Annotated in this window: 26 protein-coding genes; 17 read left to right on the top strand and 9 right to left on the bottom strand. The window is 29.4% G+C overall.

Annotation, left to right across the window (positions count from 1 at the left end):
- Positions 1-78: 78 nt before the first annotated feature.
- The 4 genes from AC2TEO_RS12780 (at position 79) to AC2TEO_RS12765 (ending at position 4,584) form a co-directional block, all read left to right on the top strand.
- Positions 79-318, top strand: coding sequence for a hypothetical protein (locus AC2TEO_RS12780; RefSeq protein WP_442265203.1), 240 nt, complete (start codon positions 79-81; stop codon positions 316-318).
- Between the two features lie 86 nt (positions 319-404).
- Positions 405-2,015 carry a SulP family inorganic anion transporter gene (locus tag AC2TEO_RS12775; RefSeq protein WP_442265202.1) on the top strand — a complete coding sequence of 537 codons (1,611 nt, stop codon included), beginning with the start codon at positions 405-407 and terminating at the stop codon, positions 2,013-2,015.
- 64 nt (positions 2,016-2,079) lie between these two features.
- On the top strand, positions 2,080-3,942 hold the full coding sequence (locus AC2TEO_RS12770; RefSeq protein WP_442265201.1) for a SulP family inorganic anion transporter: 1,863 nt from the start codon (positions 2,080-2,082) through the stop codon (positions 3,940-3,942).
- Between the two features lie 12 nt (positions 3,943-3,954).
- Positions 3,955-4,584 carry a carbonic anhydrase family protein gene (locus AC2TEO_RS12765; protein ID WP_442265200.1) on the top strand — a complete coding sequence of 210 codons (630 nt, stop codon included), beginning with the start codon at positions 3,955-3,957 and terminating at the stop codon, positions 4,582-4,584.
- A 77-nt stretch (positions 4,585-4,661) separates the two neighbouring features.
- Here AC2TEO_RS12765 and AC2TEO_RS12760 read toward each other — a convergent pair whose 3' ends face one another.
- Positions 4,662-5,186, bottom strand: a complete 525-nt coding sequence (locus tag AC2TEO_RS12760) for a CvpA family protein (RefSeq protein WP_442265199.1) — start codon at positions 5,184-5,186, stop codon at positions 4,662-4,664.
- Positions 5,187-5,252: 66 nt separating this feature from the next.
- On the opposite strand from AC2TEO_RS12760, the gene AC2TEO_RS12755 reads away from it, so the two are divergent.
- The gene (locus AC2TEO_RS12755) at positions 5,253-5,609 is read left to right on the top strand and encodes a hypothetical protein (RefSeq protein ID WP_442265198.1); all 357 of its coding nucleotides are present in this window, start codon (positions 5,253-5,255) and stop codon (positions 5,607-5,609) included.
- Here AC2TEO_RS12755 and AC2TEO_RS12750 read toward each other — a convergent pair.
- Positions 5,602-6,396: an SDR family oxidoreductase gene (locus AC2TEO_RS12750; RefSeq protein ID WP_442265197.1), complete on the bottom strand. Its 795-nt coding sequence runs from the start codon at positions 6,394-6,396 to the stop codon at positions 5,602-5,604. The genes AC2TEO_RS12755 and AC2TEO_RS12750 overlap by 8 nt on opposite strands.
- A gap of 119 nt (positions 6,397-6,515) precedes the next feature.
- Here AC2TEO_RS12750 and AC2TEO_RS12745 point away from each other — a divergent pair, with 119 nt between their 5' ends.
- The gene (locus tag AC2TEO_RS12745) at positions 6,516-7,910 is read left to right on the top strand and encodes a TlpA family protein disulfide reductase (protein WP_442265196.1); all 1,395 of its coding nucleotides are present in this window, start codon (positions 6,516-6,518) and stop codon (positions 7,908-7,910) included.
- Positions 7,911-7,913: 3 nt separating this feature from the next.
- A complete protein-coding gene (locus tag AC2TEO_RS12740) occupies positions 7,914-8,171 on the top strand; it encodes a TlpA family protein disulfide reductase (protein ID WP_442265195.1) in 258 nt (85 codons plus the stop codon).
- Positions 8,172-8,653: 482 nt separating this feature from the next.
- Here the strand turns inward: AC2TEO_RS12740 and AC2TEO_RS12735 are convergent, their stop codons facing one another.
- A complete protein-coding gene (locus tag AC2TEO_RS12735; RefSeq protein WP_442265194.1) occupies positions 8,654-9,013 on the bottom strand; it encodes a YraN family protein in 360 nt (119 codons plus the stop codon).
- A gap of 36 nt (positions 9,014-9,049) precedes the next feature.
- Here AC2TEO_RS12735 and AC2TEO_RS12730 point away from each other — a divergent pair, with 36 nt between their 5' ends.
- Positions 9,050-9,412 (top strand): hypothetical protein, encoded by a 363-nt coding sequence (locus tag AC2TEO_RS12730; protein ID WP_442265193.1) that lies wholly within the window; start codon positions 9,050-9,052, stop codon positions 9,410-9,412.
- 34 nt (positions 9,413-9,446) lie between these two features.
- Here the strand turns inward: AC2TEO_RS12730 and AC2TEO_RS12725 are convergent, their stop codons facing one another.
- On the bottom strand, positions 9,447-10,367 hold the full coding sequence (locus AC2TEO_RS12725; protein ID WP_442265192.1) for a S66 peptidase family protein: 921 nt from the start codon (positions 10,365-10,367) through the stop codon (positions 9,447-9,449).
- An 89-nt stretch (positions 10,368-10,456) separates the two neighbouring features.
- Here AC2TEO_RS12725 and metG point away from each other — a divergent pair, with 89 nt between their 5' ends.
- The 7 genes from metG to AC2TEO_RS12690 all read left to right on the top strand — a co-directional run bounded on the left by metG (position 10,457) and on the right by AC2TEO_RS12690 (position 20,266).
- Complete coding sequence (metG, locus tag AC2TEO_RS12720; RefSeq protein WP_442265191.1) at positions 10,457-12,517, top strand: methionine--tRNA ligase; 2,061 nt, start codon at positions 10,457-10,459, stop codon at positions 12,515-12,517.
- A gap of 95 nt (positions 12,518-12,612) precedes the next feature.
- Positions 12,613-14,082, top strand: a complete 1,470-nt coding sequence (locus AC2TEO_RS12715) for a hypothetical protein (protein ID WP_442265190.1) — start codon at positions 12,613-12,615, stop codon at positions 14,080-14,082.
- The gene (locus AC2TEO_RS12710) at positions 14,083-14,985 is read left to right on the top strand and encodes a histone deacetylase family protein (protein WP_442265189.1); all 903 of its coding nucleotides are present in this window, start codon (positions 14,083-14,085) and stop codon (positions 14,983-14,985) included. It abuts the gene before it with no gap.
- Positions 14,986-15,045: 60 nt separating this feature from the next.
- Entirely contained in the window at positions 15,046-17,169 is a 2,124-nt protein-coding gene (locus tag AC2TEO_RS12705) for a Tex family protein (RefSeq protein WP_442265188.1), read from the top strand.
- 95 nt (positions 17,170-17,264) lie between these two features.
- On the top strand, positions 17,265-17,846 hold the full coding sequence (locus tag AC2TEO_RS12700; RefSeq protein ID WP_442265187.1) for a hypothetical protein: 582 nt from the start codon (positions 17,265-17,267) through the stop codon (positions 17,844-17,846).
- Between the two features lie 87 nt (positions 17,847-17,933).
- Positions 17,934-19,247 (top strand): cytochrome ubiquinol oxidase subunit I, encoded by a 1,314-nt coding sequence (locus AC2TEO_RS12695; protein WP_442265186.1) that lies wholly within the window; start codon positions 17,934-17,936, stop codon positions 19,245-19,247.
- Complete coding sequence (locus tag AC2TEO_RS12690; RefSeq protein ID WP_442265185.1) at positions 19,244-20,266, top strand: cytochrome d ubiquinol oxidase subunit II; 1,023 nt, start codon at positions 19,244-19,246, stop codon at positions 20,264-20,266. Before AC2TEO_RS12695 ends, AC2TEO_RS12690 begins: the two co-directional genes overlap by 4 nt.
- Before the next feature lie 190 nt (positions 20,267-20,456).
- Here the strand turns inward: AC2TEO_RS12690 and AC2TEO_RS12685 are convergent, their stop codons facing one another.
- Together AC2TEO_RS12685 and AC2TEO_RS12680 are read right to left on the bottom strand one after the other, a co-directional pair.
- On the bottom strand, positions 20,457-20,966 hold the full coding sequence (locus AC2TEO_RS12685) for an endonuclease V (RefSeq protein ID WP_442265184.1): 510 nt from the start codon (positions 20,964-20,966) through the stop codon (positions 20,457-20,459).
- Between the two features lie 114 nt (positions 20,967-21,080).
- Positions 21,081-21,416, bottom strand: a complete 336-nt coding sequence (locus AC2TEO_RS12680) for a single-stranded DNA-binding protein (RefSeq protein WP_299673171.1) — start codon at positions 21,414-21,416, stop codon at positions 21,081-21,083.
- A gap of 167 nt (positions 21,417-21,583) precedes the next feature.
- On the opposite strand from AC2TEO_RS12680, the gene AC2TEO_RS12675 reads away from it, so the two are divergent.
- The gene (locus tag AC2TEO_RS12675) at positions 21,584-21,937 is read left to right on the top strand and encodes a hypothetical protein (protein ID WP_299673169.1); all 354 of its coding nucleotides are present in this window, start codon (positions 21,584-21,586) and stop codon (positions 21,935-21,937) included.
- Here the strand turns inward: AC2TEO_RS12675 and AC2TEO_RS12670 are convergent, their stop codons facing one another.
- Positions 21,938-23,512: a hypothetical protein gene (locus tag AC2TEO_RS12670; protein ID WP_442265183.1), complete on the bottom strand. Its 1,575-nt coding sequence runs from the start codon at positions 23,510-23,512 to the stop codon at positions 21,938-21,940.
- 112 nt (positions 23,513-23,624) lie between these two features.
- Positions 23,625-24,326, bottom strand: a complete 702-nt coding sequence (locus AC2TEO_RS12665; protein WP_442265182.1) for a hypothetical protein — start codon at positions 24,324-24,326, stop codon at positions 23,625-23,627.
- A gap of 102 nt (positions 24,327-24,428) precedes the next feature.
- Here AC2TEO_RS12665 and AC2TEO_RS12660 point away from each other — a divergent pair, with 102 nt between their 5' ends.
- Positions 24,429-25,106: a hypothetical protein gene (locus AC2TEO_RS12660; RefSeq protein ID WP_442265181.1), complete on the top strand. Its 678-nt coding sequence runs from the start codon at positions 24,429-24,431 to the stop codon at positions 25,104-25,106.
- Between the two features lie 2 nt (positions 25,107-25,108).
- On the opposite strand, the gene AC2TEO_RS12655 is transcribed toward AC2TEO_RS12660, so the two are convergent.
- Positions 25,109-25,576: a CBS domain-containing protein gene (locus AC2TEO_RS12655; RefSeq protein WP_442265180.1), complete on the bottom strand. Its 468-nt coding sequence runs from the start codon at positions 25,574-25,576 to the stop codon at positions 25,109-25,111.
- Positions 25,577-25,666: the final 90 nt, after the last annotated feature.

The raw sequence follows: 25,666 nt of genomic DNA, 5'->3' as shown, positions 1-25,666 counted from the left end.
ATATTTGGTTTTTTCATATTAATGACTAGGCAGTTTTACACATATTTTTTTTCACTTGTACTAATAACATCTATAGTGTTGCCTACTTATATTAGTATTACAAAATTTAATTGTGAAATTTCTATAGAAATTGATATAGATGAAGATGGTGAAGAAACAGAAGTTACCAAAGATTCTGAAGTTAAAATTGTGAATCCTTCACCTCTTTTTAACACTTTTTCTAAAAACAAAATTCAAAACTCAATAATCTATATATCTACTAGATATAACTCTATTTTCAAAAAATTAGACTCACCTCCACCAGAAATTTATAGTTAATTTAATCTGTTTCCCATTTAAAATACATTAAAAATTAATTATAAATACTCAACTTGTATGTACAGGTTGTAAAAATATATTTCACCATGTTTAAAACAATAAAAAGTGATATACCCGCTAGTATAGTGGTATTTTTTGTGGCATTACCTCTATGTTTGGGAATTGCCTTGGCGAGTGGAGCGCCATTATTTTCTGGATTAATAGCTGGTATCGTTGGAGGTATTGTAGTAGCTAGTATCAGTGGATCAAGTATAGGTGTAAGTGGACCTGCTGCTGGCTTAGCAGCTATTGTATTAGCAGCAATAGTAACTTTAGGAGGGCTAGAAAACGGAGGTTTTGAAAAATTTTTAGTTGCAGTAGTTTTAGGAGGAATTATTCAAATCCTTTTAGGAGTTGCCAGAGCTGGTATCATTGCATATTTCTTTCCTTCTTCAGTAATTAAAGGAATGCTTACCGGTATTGGAATTATTATCATTTTAAAACAAATTCCATATTTCTTTGGAATGGAGAAAAATCCAACAGGAGATTACTCCTTCCTTCAAGTTGAATGGAAAAATTTAATTTCCGGGTTATTAAATTCAATTAATGCATTAATTAGTGGTAACATTAGTATTGGAGCAACAGTTGTTGGATTTATTGCTTTAGGAATTTTATTATTATGGTCTAATATTTTATCAAAAAAAGGAAAAATATTCCAGTTAATTCAAGGACCATTAGTTGCAGTAGTAGTAGGAATCATTTTCTATGTAATGACTAAAGGAGGTTCTTTAGAGTTATTGCAAAAACAATTAGTATCTGTACCTGTTCCTGATAGCTTCGATAGTTTTAAAGCACAATTTAGTTTTCCAAATTTTTCAGCTATTGGAGATAAAGATGTTTGGGTAATAGCATTTACTATCGCTATAGTTGCAAGTTTAGAAACATTATTATGTGTTGAAGCCACGGATAAATTAGATCCAGATAAAAATGTAACTCCTACCAATCGTGAGTTAATAGCTCAAGGAACTGGAAATATTATTTCTGGATTAATTGGTGGATTACCAATTACTCAAGTAATCGTAAGAAGTTCAGCAAATATTCAATCTGGAGGAAAAAGTAAAATGTCTGCTATAATGCATGGATTTTTGTTATTAATATCTGTTATTTTAATTCCAACTTTATTAAATAAAATCCCTTTATCTGTACTTGCTGCTGTTTTATTTGTAGTTGGTTTTAAATTAGCAAAACCATCAACATTCAAAACAATGTTTAAGTTAGGATGGAAACAATGGTTACCATTTATGACTACAGTTTTACCAATGGCAATTACTGGTGATTTATTATTAGGAATCGGATTAGGATTAGCTGTTGGGATTTTTGTTATCTTATTTAAGAGTTTTCAAAACTCGCACTTCTTACACAAAGAAGGTGAAGATATTAATGACGGAAAAATAAAAATGACATTAGCTGAAGAAGTTACTTTCTTTAACAAAGGAGCTATATTAAAAGAATTAGACAGCTTACCTGAAAATTCAGCTTTAGAACTAGATGTTACTAAAACAAGATACTTAGATAATGATATTATAGAAATTTTAGAAGACTTTGCATATAAAGCAAAAGAAAGAAATATTAATATCAAATTAATTTCAGAAAGAGGTATTGTTGAAAACCCACCAAGTTATATTGAGTTTTTTAAACTTAACCCTAAGTTAAGTTAAGCGGATTCTTGTAAAATGATTTTTTGTAATATAAAATAAAACTAAAAATTCAATTTATCTGAAAATGAAAAGTTTATTTTCTAATATTAAAGGCGATTTATTTGGTGGTATCACAGCTGGTATTGTAGCACTACCTTTAGCGTTAGCTTTTGGAGTTTCTTCAGGCTTAGGACCTACAGCTGGACTTTACGGAGCAATAATCATCGCTTTTTTTGCTTCTCTTTTTGGCGGTACAGATACTCAAATATCTGGCCCTACAGCTCCAATGACTGCTGTAAGCATGGTTGTTATTGGTACAATTATAGCTGCAAATGATGGCAATATAAACCAAGCTTTACCAACAATCCTTACAGTTTTTTTATTAGCTGGTCTTTTACAAATTGGGCTTGGATTACTTGGTTTCGGTAAATATATAAGGTATATACCTTATCCTGTAGTTTCAGGATTTATGACTGCTATAGGTATCATTATTTTATTTACTCAAATTTTACCATCTATAGGGTATTATGCTAAGGAAGATAATTCTTTTGTGGAACAATTTAAACCTAAAGCGCAAGAAATAATTCTACAAAACATTTTAAAAGATGAATCTGGAGAAGGAATATTAGTATTAGAAGATTTTAAAGAAACAATTAAACGTTCTAGTGAAATTACTCAAGAAGCTATTTTAAAAGAAGCTAAAACTTTAGCTGGAAAAGAATCTTCTGGAGTAATTGGAGCGTTAAAAGTATTACCAAGAGCGATAAAAAAAATCAATCTTTTAGAACTACTTTTAGCATTAGGAACAATTATTATTATTTACGGATTTAAAAAAATCACTACTGCAATACCTAGCACATTGGTTGCATTAGTTATCATGACGGCTATTGCTCTAATTTTTAATTTAGAGTACAGACCTATTGAAGAAATACCAGGTGGATTTCCAGTTCCAAATCTAGAAATTTTCACCGGATTTAATCTCGGCAGTATAAAGCCTTATATTTTTACAGCTTTTACACTGGCATTACTGGGCGCTATAGACTCTTTATTAACTTCTGTTGTTGCAGACAACATGACTAAAACCAAACATAAACCAAATAAAGAATTAGTTGGTCAAGGTATTGGTAATAGTATTGCTGCAATTTTTGGTGGTATTCCAGGTGCAGGTGCTACAATTAGAACCGTTGTAAATATTAAATCTGGAGGAAAAACTAAACTTTCTGGTATGATTGCTGGTGTTATGCTATTAATCATATTATTAGGTTTAGGTCCAATAGCCTCTAAAATACCAGCTGCCGTATTAGCGGGAGTATTAATCACTGTTGGTATTGGTGTTATGGATTATAAAGGTTTACGTGCTATACCGAACTTACCTAAAGATGTAAAATTAGGACCAATAAAATTAAGTTCTGAATTTATTATTATGTTAGTAGTATTATTATTATCAACATTTTGGGATTTAGTTTATGCTGTAGGTATTGGTTTAGTAATTGCTTCTTTAATTTTTATGAAAAAAATCGGAGATGTTTCAGCAAAAAGATCAGATGTTTCACCTCTCCAAGAGGAAGCTTGGGAAGATGAAGCTGAATTTCCAGATCAACTTTCAGAGGAAGTATTTATTAAACACATTGATGGGCCTTTATTTTTTGGATCAACAAGTAATTTTCAACAGTTAGCAAAACAAATCCCAGATACAGCTAAGACAGTAATTGTTAGAATGGGAAAAATGCCTTATGTAGACCAATCTGGTTTATTTGCTCTAGAAGATATTCTTATCGATTTAGAAAAAGATGGGGTTCAAGTATTATTTGTAGATGTACTTGAACAACCTAGATACATGATGGAAAAGATTGGATTAATTCCTGATTTAGTATCAAAAGAACATACATTTAAAACCTTTTCTGATTGTTTAGATTGGGTTAAAGAAAATATAAAAGATAACCATTAAAAAGAATTTAAAATGAGAAATACAGCTTTAACAAAAGAATTACAAGGTGGATTAACCCCAAATTCTGTTTTAGAAGAATTATTAGAAGGAAACAATCGTTATGTTTCTAATAGCTTAACAGCTTCTGATGTTACCTCTTTAGTTAAACAAACTACTGGAGGTCAATTTCCAAAAGCAGTAATTTTATCTTGTATCGATTCTCGAGTACCTGTAGAGTTAGTTTTCGATCAAACTATTGGAGATGTTTTCGTAGCTCGAGTAGCTGGAAACTTCGAAAATGTTGATATTTTAGGAAGCATGGAATATTCATGTGCTGTAGCTGGTAGTAAATTAGTATTTGTATTAGGACATGAAAGTTGTGGTGCTGTAAAAGCTGCATGTGATGGTGTAGAGTTAGGAAATATAACTGAAATGCTAGCTAACATTACCCCAGCAGCTAAAATGGCTTCTGAACAAGTAGACGGAGTTGCAGATTCTTCTAACCCTGCTTTTGTAGCAAAAACTGTTGAAAATAATGTGAAATTAACCATAGAAAGAATTCGTGAAAGAAGTAAAATTTTACAAGAAATGGAAGATAACGGAGAGATTTCTATCGTAGGTGGAGTTTATTCTTTACAAACAGGAAAAGTAACAATGTTATAAACATATCTTCTATTCAAAAAATAAAGAGTGCTTAATTTTATAATTAAGCACTCTTTATTTTTTATTTTAAAGTCGACCTAAATTAATTTTTCATCATCATTTACTTTATCATCATCATCATCTGCTTTTATTATAGATGGAAAAATCATTGGTGCAATTTTTTTTACAGGATGAAATAAAATTGATTCTTCTAAACTCTCTTTCTTTACAAAAGGAATTGTATCATTCATTTTACCAAAAAAAATAAAAATAACACTTAAAATTAAACCTATCTTTAAGGCTCCAAAAGCACCTCCTAAAATCTTATTTAAGATACCTAAAGAAGCAAAATCAGCTATTTTAGTTAAAATTTTCCCCAATAAAGCAATAACTAAAATTATAACAACAAACGTTCCTGCAAAAGCCACTAAAGTTATATATTTCTCATCCCAATCTAAACTATCTTTTAACCAATCTCCTAAAAAATAAGAAAAATGAATTGCACCATATACTCCAGCAACTAAGGCAACCAAAGAAGCTATTTCAACAAACAAACCTTTCATTAAACCTCTTACAAAACCAAAAAGAAGTAATGCTGAGATAATAATATCTAAAGTATTCATAGTTTTAAGAATTTTAACAAATATAAGTATCTCGTTTGTATCTTTGCATTCCTAAATAAAATACAGATGGAGAAGGCTATAAATTTGAAAGAAAAATGGGATTTTATAATAAACACACTAACTAATCAATTCGCTGAAGGTGATGAATTAACAATAGATGCTGTAATATATCTTATTGGTGTGCAAGAATTAGGTCAGGGCCAGAGAAGATTCAAAAAAGACGAAAAAATTAATTTAATGCATATTGCAATTTGTAAACTTTTAGAACCATATGGTTATTATGAATTTGATTTTTTTGACGAGGAAGGCTGGCCACACTATAAAACACTTACAGAATTACCGAACTTAAAACCAGGCGAACAAACTGTGTTAATGAAAGAGGCAATTATATCTTACTTTGATAGTATTAATTTTTTTAAGTAACACTTAATTTCCTTATCATTTTTGACAACAAACTAGGGAAAAAACGTTTAGCATAAACACCTAATTTTTCTTTAACTCCAGCAATATAGACTTCCTCTTTTTCGGCTTCTATAGCTTTTAACATTAATTTAGCAAAACGATCAGGGGCTATTCCATTTTTAGTTGCCTTATCCATGGTGTTTTGTGGAGAACCGTCACCAGTTAAAGCATTTTTAGAAACATCCGTCGCTACAAAACCAGGACAAATCAAAGTTACTTTTATATTATTATTAAAAACTTCAGCACGTAAACTGTCAAAAAAGCCATGAAGAGCATGTTTTGTTGCTGCATAGGTAGATCTCAGTGGTGTACCAATTTTCCCAACAATACTTGTTGTTACAACAAAATGCCCAGAATTTTCATCTATGAAATGTGGTAATATCGCTTTCGTTAAAGCCACAGTTCCTAAATAATTAATATCCATCAACCTTTTATCAACCAAAACACCTGTATCTTTTGCTAAAGATCTTTGGCTAATTCCTCCATTATTAATTAAAATATCTATCTTACCAAAAAACATTTTTGCTGTATTAACTTTTTCAGATAAATTTTCATAATCTTCTAAATCTAAAGGCAATATTTTTACATTTTCAGGAAAAAGACATAAGGCTTTTACCTCATTTAAAGTCGATTCGCTTCTTGAAGATAAGATTAATTTTGTATTTTGCCGTGAAAGTAAGATAGCTAGAGATTTTCCAATACCAGATGAAGCTCCAGTTAACCAAACTATTTTGTTTTTTATAGTCATTATGGTCAATAAATTTAAACCTAAAGTACTTAAATTAAATAAGAAATAGTAATTTTGGTACGCTTATTGGAATACTTGAAGTAGAATTTAAATATATTTTAATATAAAATCCCTTATTAATGATGAAAAGATTTTTTGTTTTACTAATTTTTGTTACCTCAATTGCAAACGCGCAATTTTCTGTGAAAGGGACAATGACACCTCCAGAAAAAAGTGATTGGGTTGTATTATATAGAATTGATGGTGCTAAACAAAAATTCATTAGCAATTCGACTATTAAATTTGAAGATGTTGATTTAGGAGGAAGCACGCAAAAAGTTGGTCGTTTTGAATTACAATTACCAGCAGACGCAAAAGTTGGATCTTACAGAGTAAGTTATAGAAATACAGGTGCTGGCTTTGTTGATTTCTTTTTTAATAAAGAAAATGTAGAATTTGTTTTTAATCCTCAGTTTCCAGAAGAATCTGTTGTATTTACAAAATCTAGAGAAAATAAAGTTTACAGAGAGTATTTAGATGCTTTATCTTTAACACAACGTGCAATAGATTCTTTACAGGTTGAGTATTTAAAATCTGACGAAAAGAAAACTAAAAAAGCTTATAAAAAAGCTTATAAAGAACAAGAAGAAGTTCAAGAAATTTACGAAGGTAAATCTGAAGGAATGTTAGTAAACACTTTTATTAAAGCTTCTGAAGCAACTAACTCTGACGATATTTTTGACGACACTCAAGAATATTTGAATCATGTTTTAAATAGCTTTTTTGACAACATTGACTTTTCTAATAAAACATTATATAACTCACCATTTATTGTTGATAAGATCACCAACTATGTATTTTATTTAAACATAGCTGAGAGTCAAACCTTGCAACAAAAATTATACAAAGAATCTATCGAAAAAATTATGAACATCGTAAAAAATGATGCTACTAAAAAAGAGATTCTAGAATATTTAATTACACGTTTTACAATTCAAAGAAATTCAGAAATTGTAGATGACGTTTTTGCTAAATACTATGATAAATTACCTACTGCATTGCAAGATGCTAAATTTAAAGAGAAAAAATTAGGTGAATTAAGTGTTTCTGTTGGCCGTACAGCTCCTGATTTTTCTTGGAAAGAAGACGGTAAAGATTTTTCTTTATCTACTTTAAACGACGGAGACTATTATTTAATGATTTTCTGGAGTACTCAATGTAGTCACTGTGTTAAGGAGATTCCTGAAGTTTATGAGTTCATGAAAGAATATGAAAACACTTCTGTAATTGCTTTCGCTATTGAAGAAAATGATCTTGACTTTAACTCATGGGCTAAAAACAAATTATACAAGTGGCATAATGTACTAGGTACGCATCCTACTTATAAATTTGACAATGAAGTAGTTCAAAAATATAGAATTGATGCTACGCCAACATATTTTATACTAGATAAAAACAAAAAAATTATCGCTGTTCCTAATGCTATTGAAGACATTAAAGAGTTCTTAAACAAAGAGAAAGCAGCTTCTAAATAATTAATGAAATATTTTATATTCTGGATTATTATTTTTTCTTCTACTATTACTTTCTCACAAGAGAATCTTAAAGCAGGAGATCAGGTTCCAGAATTTAAATTCTGGCTTACAAACGGTAGTAAGCTTACTAAAAACGACATCCAGAATAAGGTTGTCGTTTTTAAGTTTTGGTTTACCTCTTGTTTATCCTGTTTAGAAGACACTAGTCTATTGAATGATTTAGTTGATGTTTATAAAGAAAAAAAGATATTCTTTTTATAGCTCCAGCATTAGATCGAAAAGAAATTGTTAAAGCATTTCTTAAAAAAACTGTTTTTAAATTTAAAACAGCTTATTCTGCTATTGATGCAAGCTTAACTTTTAACCCTAAACAAGTATATCCTTCTTACTTCATTATAGATAAGACAGGTACGTTTAGCTATATTGATAATGGAACGAAAAAATCAAAATTCCTAAACTTAAAAAGAGCTGTAGAGAAAACATTATTAGGAAAATAAAAATGGAAAAAGAAAAAGTAAATTATTTGATAAACTATTACATTCACCTTGTTCCTTTAGAATTTAAAAAAAATTAAAGTATCCTTATTTAAATCAAAAAGAACTTCAACAAGAAAAAGAAAAAATTGCTAAAATTATTATTGATAAATATTCAAACAATATCATTTTAAATTATTGTTCTAAATGCAATAAATTAACACGAACACCAAAGGCTAAACAATCTAAAAATTGTTTTCATTCATGGCATTAAAAAAATAAAAAAGCATCTTCAATATGCTCTATTTTAAAATTATTTTTTTGCTTTAGAACAGCAATAATATCAAATCGTACTTCAACATCTAAATCGTGCTCAATTACATAAGAATTCATAGCTTCAACTAACATTTTCTTTTTCTTTGCATTTACAAAATCAGCTGGATTACCATAATAATCAGTAGATCTTGTTTTCACTTCTACAGCAATTAGCCAATTTTCTTTTGTTATTATAAGATCTATTTCGGCTTTTCTTAATCTGTAGTTTTGTTCAAGAATTTCATAGCCTTTTTCTTTTAAGAATTCTAAAGCTAGCAGTTCTCCTTCTTTTCCTAATTCATTATGTTTTGCCATAACTTTTTTAACAAAAATATTTATTTTTGTTAAACTATGGATCAAGAAAAACTTTTTAAATACTTATCATTCTTACTTATAGAATGTAAAAGACATAATGCTGATAGTGAAATCACAGATGACGAGATAAATCAATTAAACATTGAAATAAATAGATTTATAAATTACGTCTCTAAAAGTGATTATTTAAACAACAGTATCAAAAGAAAAATTCTTTCTATTGATTTCAACTTAAATAATAACAATCGTAATAAACGTTCAAAATCTAAATTCTTTTGGTGGTTGATTGGTGGAGATTATGCATATCGAGAAGCAGAACAAACTAACAGAAAATATAGATTTAAACAATTATCTGAAGATATCGAAAACTTAGAATTTGAGTTAAGAGCTATATTATAAATAATTTTATTTTTTTGCCCATTATAACCAACTCTTATTTAAAGAAAATTAATTTAGAATCTTGATCTTTATGAATAGATAATTCAATCGTTCTTCCCATTACTAACGCACGATTGTCTGGTTCGTGTCCTGCAGGAAAACCAAAAAGTACAGGAATGTTTTCAGGCAACACATTTAAAATTAAATCTTCAATAGACATTCCCCATTTTGTTGAATTCTCTTTTACCTTCGATACATCTCCAATAATTACACCTTTAACATTTTTAAAATAATCAGCTCGTTTTAAGCTAAACAACATACGATCAATTGCATACTCATACTCACCAATTTCTTCAATAAATAGAATTTTATCTGTTGTATTAAGCTGACTTTTTGACCCTAACATTGATGCTAAAATTGCTAAATTTCCTCCGACTAATTGTCCTGTCACTACTCCTACTCTATTATTTTGATTTGATGGTAATCGATACTCTAAATCTTCACCAAAAATAGCTTTACGAAAAGTCTCTACAGATTCTTTGATTACAACTATATCATCTTGCATACTGGTTCCCATAATCGCATGTAAGGTTTCAACTCCTAAATTGTGAATGTGATTATGAAAAACGGTAACATCAGAATAACCTATAATCCATTTGGGCTGTTTCAGAAATTGATCAAAATTTAAATGATCTATAATTCGTACAGAACCATAGCCACCTCTAGCGCACCAAATTGCTTTAATACTTGGATCATCTAACGCTTTTTGAAAATCTTGGATTCTTTCTTCATCTGAACCAGCAAAATGATTTGACTGAGTAAATACATGATTTCCTAAAACAACATTTAATTCCCAATTATTAAGTAGTATAATTGCTTTTTTAATTACTTCTTCTCTATCTTTTAATATACCAGCAGGAGCAATTATAGCAACAGTGTCGCCACTTTTTAAATACGGTGGTGTAATTAATTTCATGATTTAAAAAACCTAAAAAATCTATCTTTCGTAAATGTAACAAAATAGCAGTGGGTTTTGTACTTTTGTGACTTCAAAAAAGTGATATAATGAGTTCTTCTAAAAGATATACAATTACAGCTGCATTGCCTTATACTAATGGACCAATTCATATTGGACATTTAGCTGGTGTATACGTGCCTGCTGATATTTATTCTCGATTTTTACGTTTAAAAGGTAACGATGTTGCTTATATCTGTGGTTCAGATGAGCACGGTGTGGCCATACCAATGCGTGCTAAAAAAGAAGGCGTAACCCCAACGGAGATTATTGATAAGTATCATGCAATTATTAAACAATCTTTTGAAGACTTCGGAATTTCTTTTGATAACTATTCTAGAACTTCAAATAAAATTCATCATGAAACAGCTTCTGATTTTTTCAAAAAGATGTATGCTGATGGTGAATTTATCGAAGAAGTTTCTGAACAATTATACGATGCTGAAGCTGATCAGTTCTTAGCTGATCGTTTCGTAATTGGTACTTGTCCGAAATGTGGAAATGAAGAAAGCTATGGTGATCAGTGTGAAAAATGCGGAACAAGTCATAATGCAACAGATTTAATTAACCCTAAATCTGCAATTACTGGAAATGTTCCTGTGTTAAAGCAAACGAAACACTGGTTTTTACCTTTAGATAAACACGAACCGTTTTTACGTGAGTGGATTTTAGAAGGCCATAAAAATGACTGGAAAGCCAATGTATTAGGACAAGTGAAATCTTGGATTGATGATGGATTACGTCCGCGTGCTGTAACTCGTGATTTAGATTGGGGAATTCCTGTTCCAGTTGAAGGTGCTGAAGGAAAAGTTTTATACGTTTGGTTTGATGCGCCTATCGGATACATTTCTTCTACAAAAGAATGGGCTGCAAGAGAAGGTAAAAACTGGGAAGATTATTGGAAGAATGAAGACACAAAATTAGTGCACTTTATTGGAAAAGATAATATTGTATTCCACTGTATTATTTTCCCATCGATGTTAAAAGCGCATGGAGATTATATTTTACCAGAAAACGTTCCTGCAAATGAGTTTTTAAATTTAGAGGGAAACAAATTATCTACTTCTAAAAACTGGGCTGTTTGGTTACACGAATATTTAGAAGAATTTCCTGGACAGCAAGATGTATTACGTTATACATTAACTGCAAATGCTCCTGAAAACAAGGATAATGATTTTACTTGGAAAGATTTTCAAGCGAAAAACAATAATGAATTAGTAGCTGTATTCGGAAACTTTATTAACCGTGTGGCTGTTCTTACGAATAAATATTATGATGGAGTTGTTCCTGCACCTAATGAGTTCACAGAATTAGATGAAGAAGTTTTAGAGCAATTACAACAATTCCCTGATATTATAGAAAAATCAATTCAACGTTATAGATTTAGAGAAGCTTCTCAAGAGTTTATGAATGTTGCCCGTTTAGGAAATAAATATCTAGCGGATGAAGAACCATGGAAATTAGTTAAAACTGATGAAGAGCGAGTAAAAACAATTATGTATGTTGCTTTACAAATCGCAACGGCTTTATCTGTTTTATCTGAGCCATTTTTACCATTTACTTCTGAAAAATTAAAAGGTATTTTAAAAACCGATCCAAATTTAGGTTGGAATGATATCGCAGAAAAAGATGCTTTATTACCAGAAGGACATAAGATTAAAGAAGGAAAAGCTCCACTTTTATTCAATCCGATTGAAGACAAAACTATTGAAAATCAATTAGAAAAATTAGAAGCTACTAAAAAAGCAAATGAAGCTGCTAATAAAGTTGTAGAACCTCAAAAAGATATTATTGAGTTCGATGATTTTACTAAAATGGATATTCGTATTGGTACTATTTTAGAAGCTGAAAAAGTAGCAAAAACTAAAAAATTACTAAAATTAAAAGTAGACGTTGGAATTGATGTTCGTACTATTGTTTCTGGAATTGCAGAGAGCTTTTCACCAGAAGATATTGTCGGACAACAAGTAACTGTACTTTGTAATTTAGCTCCGCGAAAAATTAGAGGTGTTGAAAGTCAAGGAATGATTTTAATGACAGATGCTGAAGATGGTTCTTTAGCTTTTGTAGAACCTCAACAAAAAGTAAAAAACGGAGGACAAGTTTGTTAATCATATAAAAGAGCTGCTAAATGTAGCTCTTTTATTTTTTTACTATTGAAACCTTCATAAAGATTGCTTAAATTAGCTTATTAAGTGATGTGTATATGAAGAGTGCTGTTATTTCCCTTTATTTTATATTCTTAAGCTTTACTTTAACAAGTCAAAAAAGTATTGGCGAATTCAATCATTCCTTAAGAACCAAAAACAGAACCGTTAAAAGCTCTTTCTCTGTTGTAAATAAATCGACTAATGATATTGCTACTTTTATTAGTGATAGAAAATATATTTACGCATATTTAACTGATAATACATTCAAAGTAAAAAAGGAACTTAAATTCAAAAAGAGTTCAAAATACAGAGGCGTTGTGGGCAAAATTTACAATACTAATAATAATTTTTCCTTTATTGTTTCTAACACCAATGTTTCTGAATTTGGTATCATTGATTTTGATTTTAAAAATGATACTGTAGTTTTTAATAAAGATATATTTAACACAAAGGGCCTTACATTACTTCAAAATTTCAATCAGGAAAATAAATCCCATTTACTTTTTTTAAACAAAAGTAGTTCTGAATTAATTGTTAGAACTTACACCAACGATAAAGAGGCAAAAAATCAATCTTTTAAATTAAAGAATGAAAGATTACTTATTGGAAAAAACAGAAAAACCTCTCTCACAAAACTTTTGTATAATTCGTTATATAACGATTATACCATAACTAAGATTCAATCTTTTGAATATGGGACAAAAAAAACGAATAAAATTCAACCTATTTCTATAGAAACCACAGCAGAGTACACTAAACTTTATGCTGAAAACGATCTAATCAAAATTGTTTTTGATAAAAATAAATTCTATAGTCAAATTCTTACTCTAAATTTAAAAAAAGGAACTTACACATTAAAAAAAATAGAAAAACCTCTATTTACAGTTTCTGGTAGAAACAAAGCTTCAAATTCTTTCCTTTTTAATGACTTTTTATTCACTTCTGCTTGTTCTAAAAAAAACCTTGGGATTGCAATTTATGATTTGAAAACCGATAAAAAACTTCAAGAATTTACTTTTGGCAACAACAAACCTTTACCTTTAAAAAATGCTCCTATTATAATTCAAGGTAAAGAATACAAAAAAGTAAACACAAAAGAAACTAAAGTTTTTTTAAAAAAAATATACTATAGTGATATGGGAATAACTGTATCAAAGCAAAAAGATAATTTTATAATTACTGTTGGCGGAAAAAAACCTGCTACCTTACACAATCCTATGATGAGCTTAAAAATGGGAGATAATGTATCTATTTATGCTGTGAATAATTACAGGGGATTTTTAGATCCACATTCATATATTCTTAACATTTTTAGAAATAAGAAATCTACATATTTTAAAGCAATACTAGATACTGAGTTAAATCTTGTTGATATTCCTATAGAAAAAAACGTATACGATACTATAAACACTTATGTTCAAGAAAATGGCAAACAAGAAAACAGTCATATTTTTGAATTCAATGGAGAAATGATTTATAGTTATTATCATCAACCATCAAATACTTATAAATTTTTAGCTTTCTAAATGCTTAAAATCGCACATCACGAAATTTATAATCATCCGTTACCAGATAAACATCGTTTTCCGATGGAGAAATACGATCTGATTCCACAACAACTTTTGTATGAAGGAACTTGTACAAAAGACAATTTCTTTGAACCTGAAATTCCAAATAACAAACATTTTTTTACAGTTCATACTCCTGAATATTTTTTTGATCTATTAAATATTACATTGTCGAAAAAAGAAGAACGTAAAATCGGATTTCCATTAAGCGAACAATTGATTGCACGAGAAATGATTATTGCTGACGGAACAATGAAAGCCTCTGAATATGCTTTAGAACATGGAGTTGCCATGAATATTGCTGGAGGAACACATCATGCATTTACTAATAGTGGTGAAGGTTTCTGCATGTTAAATGATCAAGCAATTGCTGCTCGTTATCTTCAAAAGAAAAAATTAGCGAACAAAATTCTTATTGTAGATTTAGATGTACATCAAGGTAATGGAACTGCCGAAATATTTAAAAATGATACTTCTGTTTTTACCTTTTCTATGCACGGAAAAACAAATTACCCTTTTCACAAAGAACAATCTGATTTAGATATTCCTTTAGATAATGAGACTAAAGACGAAGAATATCTTTCTTTACTAAAAAACACACTTCCAAAACTTATTAAAGAGCAACAACCTGATTTTATCTTTTATCAATGTGGTGTAGATATTTTAGAAAGTGATAAACTAGGTAAACTAAGTGTTTCTCCAGAAGGTTGTAAAGAACGAGATCGATTTGTTTTACAAACTTGCTTTGATCAAAAAATCCCTGTGATGTGCAGCATGGGCGGTGGATATTCTCAAGATATTAAAATCATCGTAGAAGCACATGCCAATACATATAGATTAGTACAGGAGATATTTTTCTAAATCAAATAGCATTTTCGTTTCTTTGTAACTCTAAATTCATTTTAAAAATACATACTGTCAATGCAGCTAATTTCATATATAGCCTCAAAAACTTCATATTCAGAAAAAAGTATTCAAAATACCGTTGAATTGTTGAATGAAGATTGTACTATTCCGTTTATTGCTCGTTATCGTAAGGAACGAACTGGGAATTTAGATGAAGTTGAAATCGGAGAAATTGTTGCTTTAAAAGAAGCTTTTGAAACGTTAGAGAAAAGAAAAAAAGCGATTCTTAAAGCCTTAGAAGAACAAGAAGTACTTACTCCAGAATTACAATCAAAAGTTGAAAATACACAAGATTTAACAACTCTGGAAGATATATATTTACCGTATAAGAAAAAGCGTAAAACAAAGGCCGATACGGCAAGAAATAATGGATTAGAACCATTAGCGAAAATCATCATGAGTCAGAAATCTGATGATTTAGATTATATAGCTTCTAAATATGTAAATGACAAGGTTGAAAATGAAGATAAAGCTTTAGAAGGTGCTAGACATATTATTGCTGAATGGATTAATGAACGAACAGACATCCGTAATTTAATCCGCAAAGAATTAGAACGCTTTTCAACAATTGAAACTAAAGTTGTAAAAACGAAAAAAGATGACGAAAATGCTCAAAAATTTAAAGATTACTTCGATTGGTCTGAGAATTTAAGTAGAATTCCATCTCACCGTTTACTAGCCATTTTACGTGCAGAAAAAGAAGGTTTTATTCGAGTTAAAATTACAATTGATGATGATAGGGTTCTTGAAAAAGTAGATCGAAAATTAATTAAAAATAATAATGAATGTGGTGCTGAGATTCAATTAGCTATTGACGATTCTTATAAACGTTTATTGCTACCTTCTTTAACTACTGAAGCAATGAATATTGCTAAAGAAAAAGCAGACGAATCTGCAATTACAGTATTTAAGAAAAATCTTGAACAATTATTACTCGGAGCTCCATTAGGTGAGAAACGAATTTTAGCTTTAGACCCTGGTTTTAGAACAGGTTGTAAAGTAGTTTGTTTAAATGAACAAGGTGAATTATTACATAATACAGCTATTTATCCGAACGCTCCTCAAAATAAAATTACAGAAGCTGCATTTACAATTGAACACTTAATTAAGAAATATAATATCGAAGCAATTTCTATTGGTAACGGAACTGCATCGAGAGAAACTGAGCGTTTTATTAAAAATATTGGAGCTGCTAAAGCTTTGGAAGTATTTGTTGTGAATGAAGCTGGAGCTTCTATTTATTCTGCATCAAAAATTGCCAGAGATGAATTTCCTAAAGAAGATGTAACTGTTCGTGGAGCTGTTTCTATTGGACGTAGATTAGCTGATCCTTTAGCAGAATTAGTAAAAATTGATCCTAAATCAATTGGTGTTGGTCAATACCAACATGATGTTGATCAAAATCAATTGAAAAAATCATTAGATACTGTAGTACAACTTTGTGTAAATAAAGTTGGTGTAAATGTAAATACAGCTAGTGCTTCTTTATTAAGTTACGTTTCTGGAATTGGGCCTAAACTTGCTGAAAATATAGTAAATCATAGAAATCAACATGGTGTTTTTAAAACAAGAAATGATATTAAAAAAGTAGCTCGTTTAGGAGGAAAAGCTTTTGAGCAATCTGCTGGTTTCTTACGCATTAAACAAGGAAATAATCCATTAGATGATTCTAGTGTTCACCCAGAGAGCTATACTTTAGTTAAAAATATAGCTAAAGATTTAAAACTAAAAACTGAAGATCTTATTGGTAACGTAAAACAGTTAAAAGAAATTAAATTGAATAATTATGTTACTGCTGAATTCGGTTTACCTACTTTAAAAGATATTGTAAAAGAATTAGAAAAACCTGGTTTAGACCCTAGAGAAAAAGCAAAAGCATTTTCTTTTGATGATAATGTAAAAACTATTGACGATTTACGCACAGGAATGGTTTTACCAGGAATCGTAAATAACATTACCAATTTTGGCTGTTTTGTAGATGTAGGAATTAAAGAAAGCGGACTAATTCATATTTCTAATTTATCTGATACTTTCGTTGACGATATTAACAAAATAGTAAGCTTACAACAGCAAGTACAAGTGCAAGTTTTAGAAATAGATATTAAAAGAAAACGTATTCAATTAAAACTAATAAAATAACTACGTGATCATGTTAACTCATTAAAAGATCAGGATTACTCAATACTGATTTCACAATAAACTAAAGGCTAATACTTTTACTAAAAAATAATAAAATGAAAAATTTAGTAATTGTATTAGCTTTATTTTTAGGACTAAATACTTTTAGTCAACAATTTGAAAAAACTGATGATTTTTACATCACTGAAATTGATTCAACAACTCGAAGAGAATATTGGGATAAATTTCCTCATGAAAATCAAAACTTACCAATCTTTTTAAAAGATAAAGACAATAATACCATCTTAGAATTATCTGTAAACTTAATGTCTTACGATGAAACTTCAGTTCATGTTTTAAATACCAATAACTTTAATAATATAAAACAAGTTGTTCGCATTACTACTTCTCATACTGCATGTTGTTCCACTTTAATTTCTCATTATTTGTGTATCACAACAAATGGAAATGTTATAAAACTACCTCAACTAGAAAATTCTCATTGTGATGGACCAGAACCTTGGATAGAATATATTTTCCCTAATCAGAAAAATGGACAAAAAAATAAGATTATAATGGCTGAATCTATTTACAATCCTGAAAATAATTCAACTACATCTACACTTCAAAAAACACTTACTTGGAATGGAAATAATTTCCAAACAGAAGCTATAAAAAACTCAGTAGCAATACGCTAATTTTTTAAGGTCTTTCAGCACTAAAATACTAACGAAAAACAGGAGAATTTCGTAAATTTACGAGACTTATCTTTTAAACATTTCGTTATGGAAAATATAGATGCAGCAAGACTTCAAATGGCATTCACGCTAATTTTTCATATTGTTTTTGCCTGTATCGGAATGGTTATGCCTTTTTTTATGATTGTCTCTCACAAAAAGTGGTTGAATACAGGAAATCCAGTATATTTAAAATTAACTAAAGTATGGCAAAAAGGTGTTGCCATTTTCTTTGTAACTGGTGCAGTTTCGGGTACTGCACTTTCCTTTGAACTAGGACTTTTATGGCCCGAATTTATGGAACATGCCGGACCAATAATCGGCATGCCCTTTTCTCTTGAAGGAGCGGCTTTTTTTGTTGAAGCAATTGCTCTTGGTTTTTATTTATATGGATGGGATAAAATCTCTCCAAAATTTCATTGGTTTACAGGAGTTATTGTTGGAATTGCAGGTGTTGCATCTGGAATTTTAGTAGTTTCTGCTAATGGCTGGATGAACGCTCCATCTGGTTTTGATTATGTTGATGGACAATTCTTAAATATTGATCCTGTAAAGGCATTACTTAATCCAGCATGGTTCACACAAGCTTTACATATGGTTTTAGCTGCTTTTACTGCAACTGGATTTGCAGTTGCTGGTATTCATGCTTTTCAGATTTTAAAAAACAAACAAACTGAAATTCATAAAAAAGCTTTTAAAATAGCCATTACATTTGGTGCAATTGCTGCAATTTTACAACCGATTAGCGGAGATATTTCTGCAAAAGACGTTGCGCAACGCCAACCTGTAAAATTAGCTGCTATGGAAGCGCATTACGAAACTTCTAAAGGAGTTCCTTTATATATCGGTGGGATTGTAGATCAGGAGAAAAAAGAAGTAAAATATAAAATTGAAATTCCGAAAGCTTTGTCTTTTTTAGCTTTTGGTGATTTTGATGCTGAAGTAAAAGGTTTAAACGACTTTCCTGAAGATGAAATTCCGAATGTAGCTATTGTACATTATGCATTTCAAATTATGGTTGGTTTAGGCGGACTTTTACTCATGGCTGGAGTTTTCTTTTTCTTTGTAAACAGCAAGAAAAAACAGTGGTTAGATAAAAAACTGTTCTGGAAATTATTTGCTTTTTTAGCTCCTGCTGGATTCATTGCTTTAGAAGCTGGTTGGATTGTTACTGAAGTTGGAAGACAACCTTGGATTATTCACAAAATTATGAGAACTAAAGATGCTGTAACTCCTATGCCTGGAATTCAGTATAGTTTTTATTTGTATGTTTTCTTGTATTCTATTTTAACTGTAACCGTAGCTTGGTTGTTAAACAGGCAAATTAAATCGTTAAATAACTCACCTAAATTAAGTGTATGATAGCTGTTGTTTTATTCTTTTTAGCCTTTTCTCTTTTATTGTATGTTTTGTTGGGTGGCGCCGACTTTGGTGCTGGAATTATTGAACTATTTTCTTCTGAAGATAATCAGAAAATCACTAAAAAGACAATTTATAGAGTAATGGGACCGGTTTGGGAAGCAAATCATATTTGGATTATCATTTTAATTGTAATTCTTTGGGTTGCTTTTCCTCAATATTATAAAGTTATGGTTACTTCTTTACACATACCTATTACTTTAATGTTAATTGGGATTACTTTACGCGGTGTTGCTTTTATTTTTAGACATTATGATGCTTATGTAGATAAATCTCAACGTATTTACAATTGGCTATTTCGTGTTTCTAGTTTAGTTACGCCTATTTTCCTTGGGATGATTTTTGGAGGAATGATTTCTAGTAAAATTGTACTTCCTACTGGAGAAGTTCTACCAACATTTGCTGAAGCTTATATTACACCTTGGCTTAATATCTTTTCGTTCTTAGTCGGGCTATTTTTTGCTAGTTTGTGTGCTTTTTTATCTGCTGTATTATTAATTGGTGAAGCTGATCAAGAAGGATATCCTGTATATGTTAGAAAAGCTAAAATTGCTACAATTGTTGTAGTTTTACTTGGTTTCATTACAATTGCTTACGGATATGTTACTGATACTTATTTTGTAAATGGAATTATTAAAAACCCTATTAGTGTAGGAATGATTCTTCTTTCTGCTTTAGGATTAATTCCTTTATGGTTTTCAGTAAAAAAAGGAAATAGAATTAACAGTAGAGTTTATGCAGGATTCCAAGTAATACTGATTATTGCTGTGGCTTTAATTCCTCATTTCCCACATTTACTCTTAATTGAAAACGATAGCATGAGTCTTCTTGAAGATGTTGCACCTGACTCTGTAATTCGAGTACTCGGGATTTCTTTAATCGTTGGTGGATTAATTATTATACCTGGATTATTTCATCTATTGAAATCATTTAAATTGATTAAAATTCTAGAAAATAATTAATGGATAAAATATTAAAGCCTGGATTTTATAAATAAAATCTTCTTATTAAATAGTTCAACGGAAAATCCAATATCTGTTAATTCTTGTTATATATCAAAATCAAATATTGGTTCAACAGATAGGTAAGATTCTTCCTCCAAAAAAATCTTTTCTTCTAATCTACATTTTGGATGCGTTTCTGTATCTATTTTCATTTCGTGTTTTCCCTCGTCTTAGTATCTAAAACTTTTAACAATGTTGGCATACGAAAATTACCATGCATATCTTTAATAGCATTATAAGCCTCATTTAAATTTAAACCTATTGCAGAAACATATAATGGTTTTTTACTTTCTCCTCTAAATAATTCTCTAGCATACTTATTTTCAGTATTAAATTGAGATTTTGCAACTCCAATGATGGGAATTTTTTTCTCTAATGCTTCATACAAATAACCTCCTAAACCTAATTTTCCTTCGTTATTAAGAATTGCATATCCATCAACAATAATCAATGTTATTCCCTCAAGATCAAATTGTTTTAAAAGACTCAAAATACATGGCATTTCTCTCTTATAAAACTCTCCTGGAACATACTCTGATACTCCATCAATAATTTCATCTGTGATAGCTATAGAAGTTTCGTCTGTTATCTTATTAAAACTAACACAAACTGTCTTTGCTTTACTCTCGTAATAAAATGTATCAAAAGCTAAAATCATAGCATGATTTAATTTATTTTTTGTACGACAAATTTAAAAAAAGAGTGTTCATATATATGAACACTCTTACTTTTTTCTTTTTCAATTCAATACGTTTATAGCAAATTTCCCCTCTTACTTGTTTCCTAACATTAATAGTTCGTTACAAACAACTTCAGTTACATAGCGTTTCTCTCCTTGGTTAGTTTCATAACTTCTAGAGGTTAATTTTCCTTCAATCATTATTTCGCTTCCTTTATCTAAATAGTTTTCGATAATCTCAGCAGTTTTGTTCCAAGCAACTATATTATGCCACTGCGTGTCTGTTACTTTCTGACCTTCTGAATTTTTGTACGTTTCGTTGGTAGCAATAGAAAATTTTGCTAGCTTTTTTCCAGAATCTAAATAAATGATTTCTGGTTTGTTTCCTAAGTGACCAATTAACTGTACTCGATTTTTAAGTGCGTTCATTCTATTAATTTATTGTTTTAAACAGTTAAGACTAATTTGCCGTTCTAGTGAACTGACACTGCAAAGATGCAACCTATTTAAAGGTAGACTCGGTTGCAAAACATTTACTTTCGATTGTAAACGTTTGTAGTCGATTACATTCGAATATATTTGTATCTTTGAAACTTATGGAAGCAAGAAAATGTTTAGAATGTTCTGAGCCTTTAAGAGGAAGAGCCGATCAAAAGTTTTGTTCTGATTATTGTAGAAATTCTTATAATAATAAAGTAGATAAGGATACCAAAAACTTAATTAGAAATATAAATAACAGACTTAAGAAAAATTACAAAATACTTTCTGAATTAAACACGAAAGGAAAAACTAAAGTATCTCGTACAAAATTGTATGATAAAGGGTTCGATTTTAAACTGTTTACTTCGCTATATCAAACCAAAACTGGTAATACATATTATTACGTTTACAATCAAGCTTATTTAGAGTTAGAGAATGAATTGTATTTATTAGTTAAACTAGATGATTAGTTATTTTACTTCGAATGTAAAAAAATAGGTTCCTAACAATCCATCCTGACTATTAACCTCTATACTTGCTTGGTAAATCCCTCTTACTTCACTCGTTGTAAATTCAATCTCAAACTCTCCTTTTTGGTTATTCAACAAATACGGATTCCAATATAAATTCGTTCGTAAATCTTGAAAACCTTCAACTTTTTGTTTTTTATTATAATTATAAAAACCTTTTAGCTTTAATATATTACTCTCTACTTTTTCTTTTGTTTTACTTTTAGATTTTGGTGCTTTGTAAACAATTTTTTCTCCTCCGTTTATTAAATAAACACCTCCTTCTACAGGTTTATATCCTTGTCTATGATTTACACAATTTAGAATATCATACTCGTAACAAACATAATCGAAAAAAGATCCTTCGTGCAGTTTTTTAACTCCAAATGCTTCTACATTTTTCACTTTTTTTGTCACAACAACTTCATCCAGTGAATTTGAGTAATCGAAACTAAAATCTTCAGAATACTTTTTAGAAATTTTCTTTCTGCTTAAAAAAGAAATGTTATTAGATATATTAATAAAGTCCTTTTTTAGAAACTCTTCAGATTCTACAAGAAAATCACTTTTCGTAAATAAATGAGAATCACTATTACCGTAAGCTACTGTAAAATATTCACTGTTTATTTGTTCTAATTTTGATGGAGATATTTTAAAATTCCCCAGAGAGTCTACAATTATAGAGTTATTATTTACTCCAGCTATAACAGGAATTCTTTTATTTCTTTCTGCAATTAAATTGTTTGCTAAACCTCTTCCGTATAATTTTCCAAAAATACTTTCTTGATAGGATTTCGTATGCTTTTTATAATTAGAATCATTTCTAATATAGGTTTTAGTTAGCATTAAATCATCTAAAACCCAAGGTCTTTTTTGTGTAAAATATTTTCCTGATGACACAATTCTTTCATTCGAATTTTTTATCAATTGATAGTAAGAACATAGATCCATGCCGTTCTCAAATAAAACACTTTTATCATTAGAAATTCTTATAGTAGCAACAGCTCTTTTATTTTTTTCAAGATGATCTGAGACTTTAAATCTAAGTTTGATTTTTTCTTTTGGTTTATACCTTCTTCTAATTGTTTTTAGCGGTTTAACGTAAAGTTTTTTATGTTGATTAACAAACACATCTCTGGAAGCTAAAACATTATTATTAACACCTAACAACTCAACAAATACAACACCAGATGAAAGATCTTGTACATGGATTGGAAAACTTACAAGATTTTGTAATGAAGTAATTATCTCTTCATGAATTTCTTCTCCATTATTATACGCTTTTACTTTAAAACTTTTGTCATTTCTCAAATTAATTGGAAACAAATCAACTTTTAAAGTTTTGCCTTTTTCTGTAACCTTTAAATACACTCCAGCATTTGTAAACTCAGGAAAGGGAATACTATATTCTTTATTGCTGACTCTTGATTTTATAAAGTACTTTTTATCTCTTTTAAAATTATAAGTGAATGCAGCGATTCCTTTCTCCTGTAAATCTAGTTCTTGAAGTTTCTTTTCTTCTTCATATAAAAACACTTTACTCTTTACAGGTTAATTCCATTCGTTAATTATCTTTATACCTACTTTTTGTTCTATTCCAGAAAATAATTGTCCACCTTCAGGAAAAAACTGAACATTGAATTTATTATTAAAATTTGGAGATGGTAAACTTATAATCTCTTCTCTTTTTCCCAGAATCATCAAAAACTGTAAATACCAATCTACTAAAATCAATATCAGCAACATCTTTCAACTTAAAAACCGCAATTCCTTTATCATTTGTTTTTATTCTTTGTTTCTTATTTTTCCCTGATTTTGTTTTGTAAACTAATTGTGTTTTTAACTTCTTGTAAGGTTTATATTTTCTATCATATACTTTAAAATTTGCAAGTAACTGATTAGAAACACTATCACTCACTAAATCGTAAGCTATATGTAATCTTTTGTAAAAGTTTTGTTCTATATGAAAAGGTTTTTGAGCACGTATATTCAAGTTTTTATTTATGGAATGTACAGTCATAACATTCAAAAAATATAAACCATTCTTAAAATTATCTTTTAATTTATACACTCCTTTACAAACTCCTCTATCAATAGGAAACTTATGACTAAACTCAACTTTTTTATTAATATTTAGAATTTGTAAATACAAGATTTTACTTGTGTAAGAAGGCTTTAATGTTTTAGTATTTAAAACAGTTACCTTAAACTTTATTTCTTCTCCTGAAGTATAAATGTCTTTATTAGTTTGAATATACAGAGATTCAAGTTCTTGATGTTGTCTCTTATATTGAGAACTAATGCAAAAAACATTAAATATAAAACATAAAAGAATGATATAATTTTTCATAGTCATCGAAGATTATTAGCAAGCAACTTAATTATCACTAAGTTATAAAAAACATGTAACATTTTGATAGTTAGTGCTACTTATAGTTAAAAAATTGATATTATGCATATTCTTTTTATTGTAATTCCTTTAATCATTCTAATCATATTTTTAGTTAACCATTACAGTAACAAAGAAGTTTTAATTAGAAAATTAAAAGAAATACCAAGTTCCTCTGTAAACAATTTAAAAACAAATCAGCTTACTAAAATTACTGGTAAAGCTTTGCATGTGAACGAGCCTTTAATCGCTCCTTTTAGCAAACGTAAGTGTGTATTTTATAGAATTAAAATAGAACAGAAAAAACATAATGGAAATACTCCTACTTGGGTTACTGTAGCCAAAGAAGAAAAAATTGAACCTTTCTTTTTAAACAAAAATGGTGAATTCGTAATGGTTCAACCTTCACAGGATTTAAAGAATTTTAAAGCTCATTTGGTTGTAGACAAAAAACATTCTACTAATACTTTTAATGGTGCATCACCAGAATTTCAAAAACTATTAGATAGATATAACATTAAAAGTAAAGCTTTTTTAGGCTTTAATAAATCTTTACGTTATAGCGAAGCTATTGTAGAAATTGGTGAAGAAATAACGGTTGCTGGAATTGGTAAATGGAAAACTTTAAATGAACCTATTGAAGGTTACATGTACTCTAAAATTGCAACACTAGAAAGTAACGATAATCAACAATTGCTGATTACCGATTTACCTAAAGAGCGAATAAATAAAAGAAAGTAATATTATTTCCAAGAGTTACCTTTCATTTTTAAGGCCGCCTTTAATATATCTTTTTGACTTATTTGTCCTACTAATTTCCCTTTTTCTAAAATTGGAAATCGTCTTCTTTTAGAGTGTAAAAACTGATTAGCTGCGTCGAAAATATTCATATTACCATCTATAGTTTCTACTTCCGTAGCCATTGCTTTTTCAACAGTATTATCTTTATCTACAGGTAAATTATAATATCTACTTTCAGCAATATGCTTTATACAATCTCCTTCAGAAATTATCCCTATTAATTCATTAAACTCATTAACAACTGGACCTCCAGAAATTCTATTAGCAACTAATGTCGCAATAACATCTTCTAAAGATTGACTTTTAGAAAATGTTATTAAGTTTTTCGTCATATAATCAGAAACTAAAATTGGTTCCGTTTCTTTCTTTAGTACTGCAGTTCTTTTACCTTGAAAACTCTTTATCGCCATAATTGATTGATTTATAGAACCTTAAATATAGTGATTTTCAGTTAATTATAAAAACACAATTATTCTATTAAATTTTCTATTTTTAGAATC

The sequence above is a fragment of the Tenacibaculum aquaeponti genome (genome assembly GCF_057221555.1).
The sequence above is the reverse complement of the archived record's forward strand: the minus strand, read 5'-3'. Positions and strand labels throughout refer to the sequence as shown.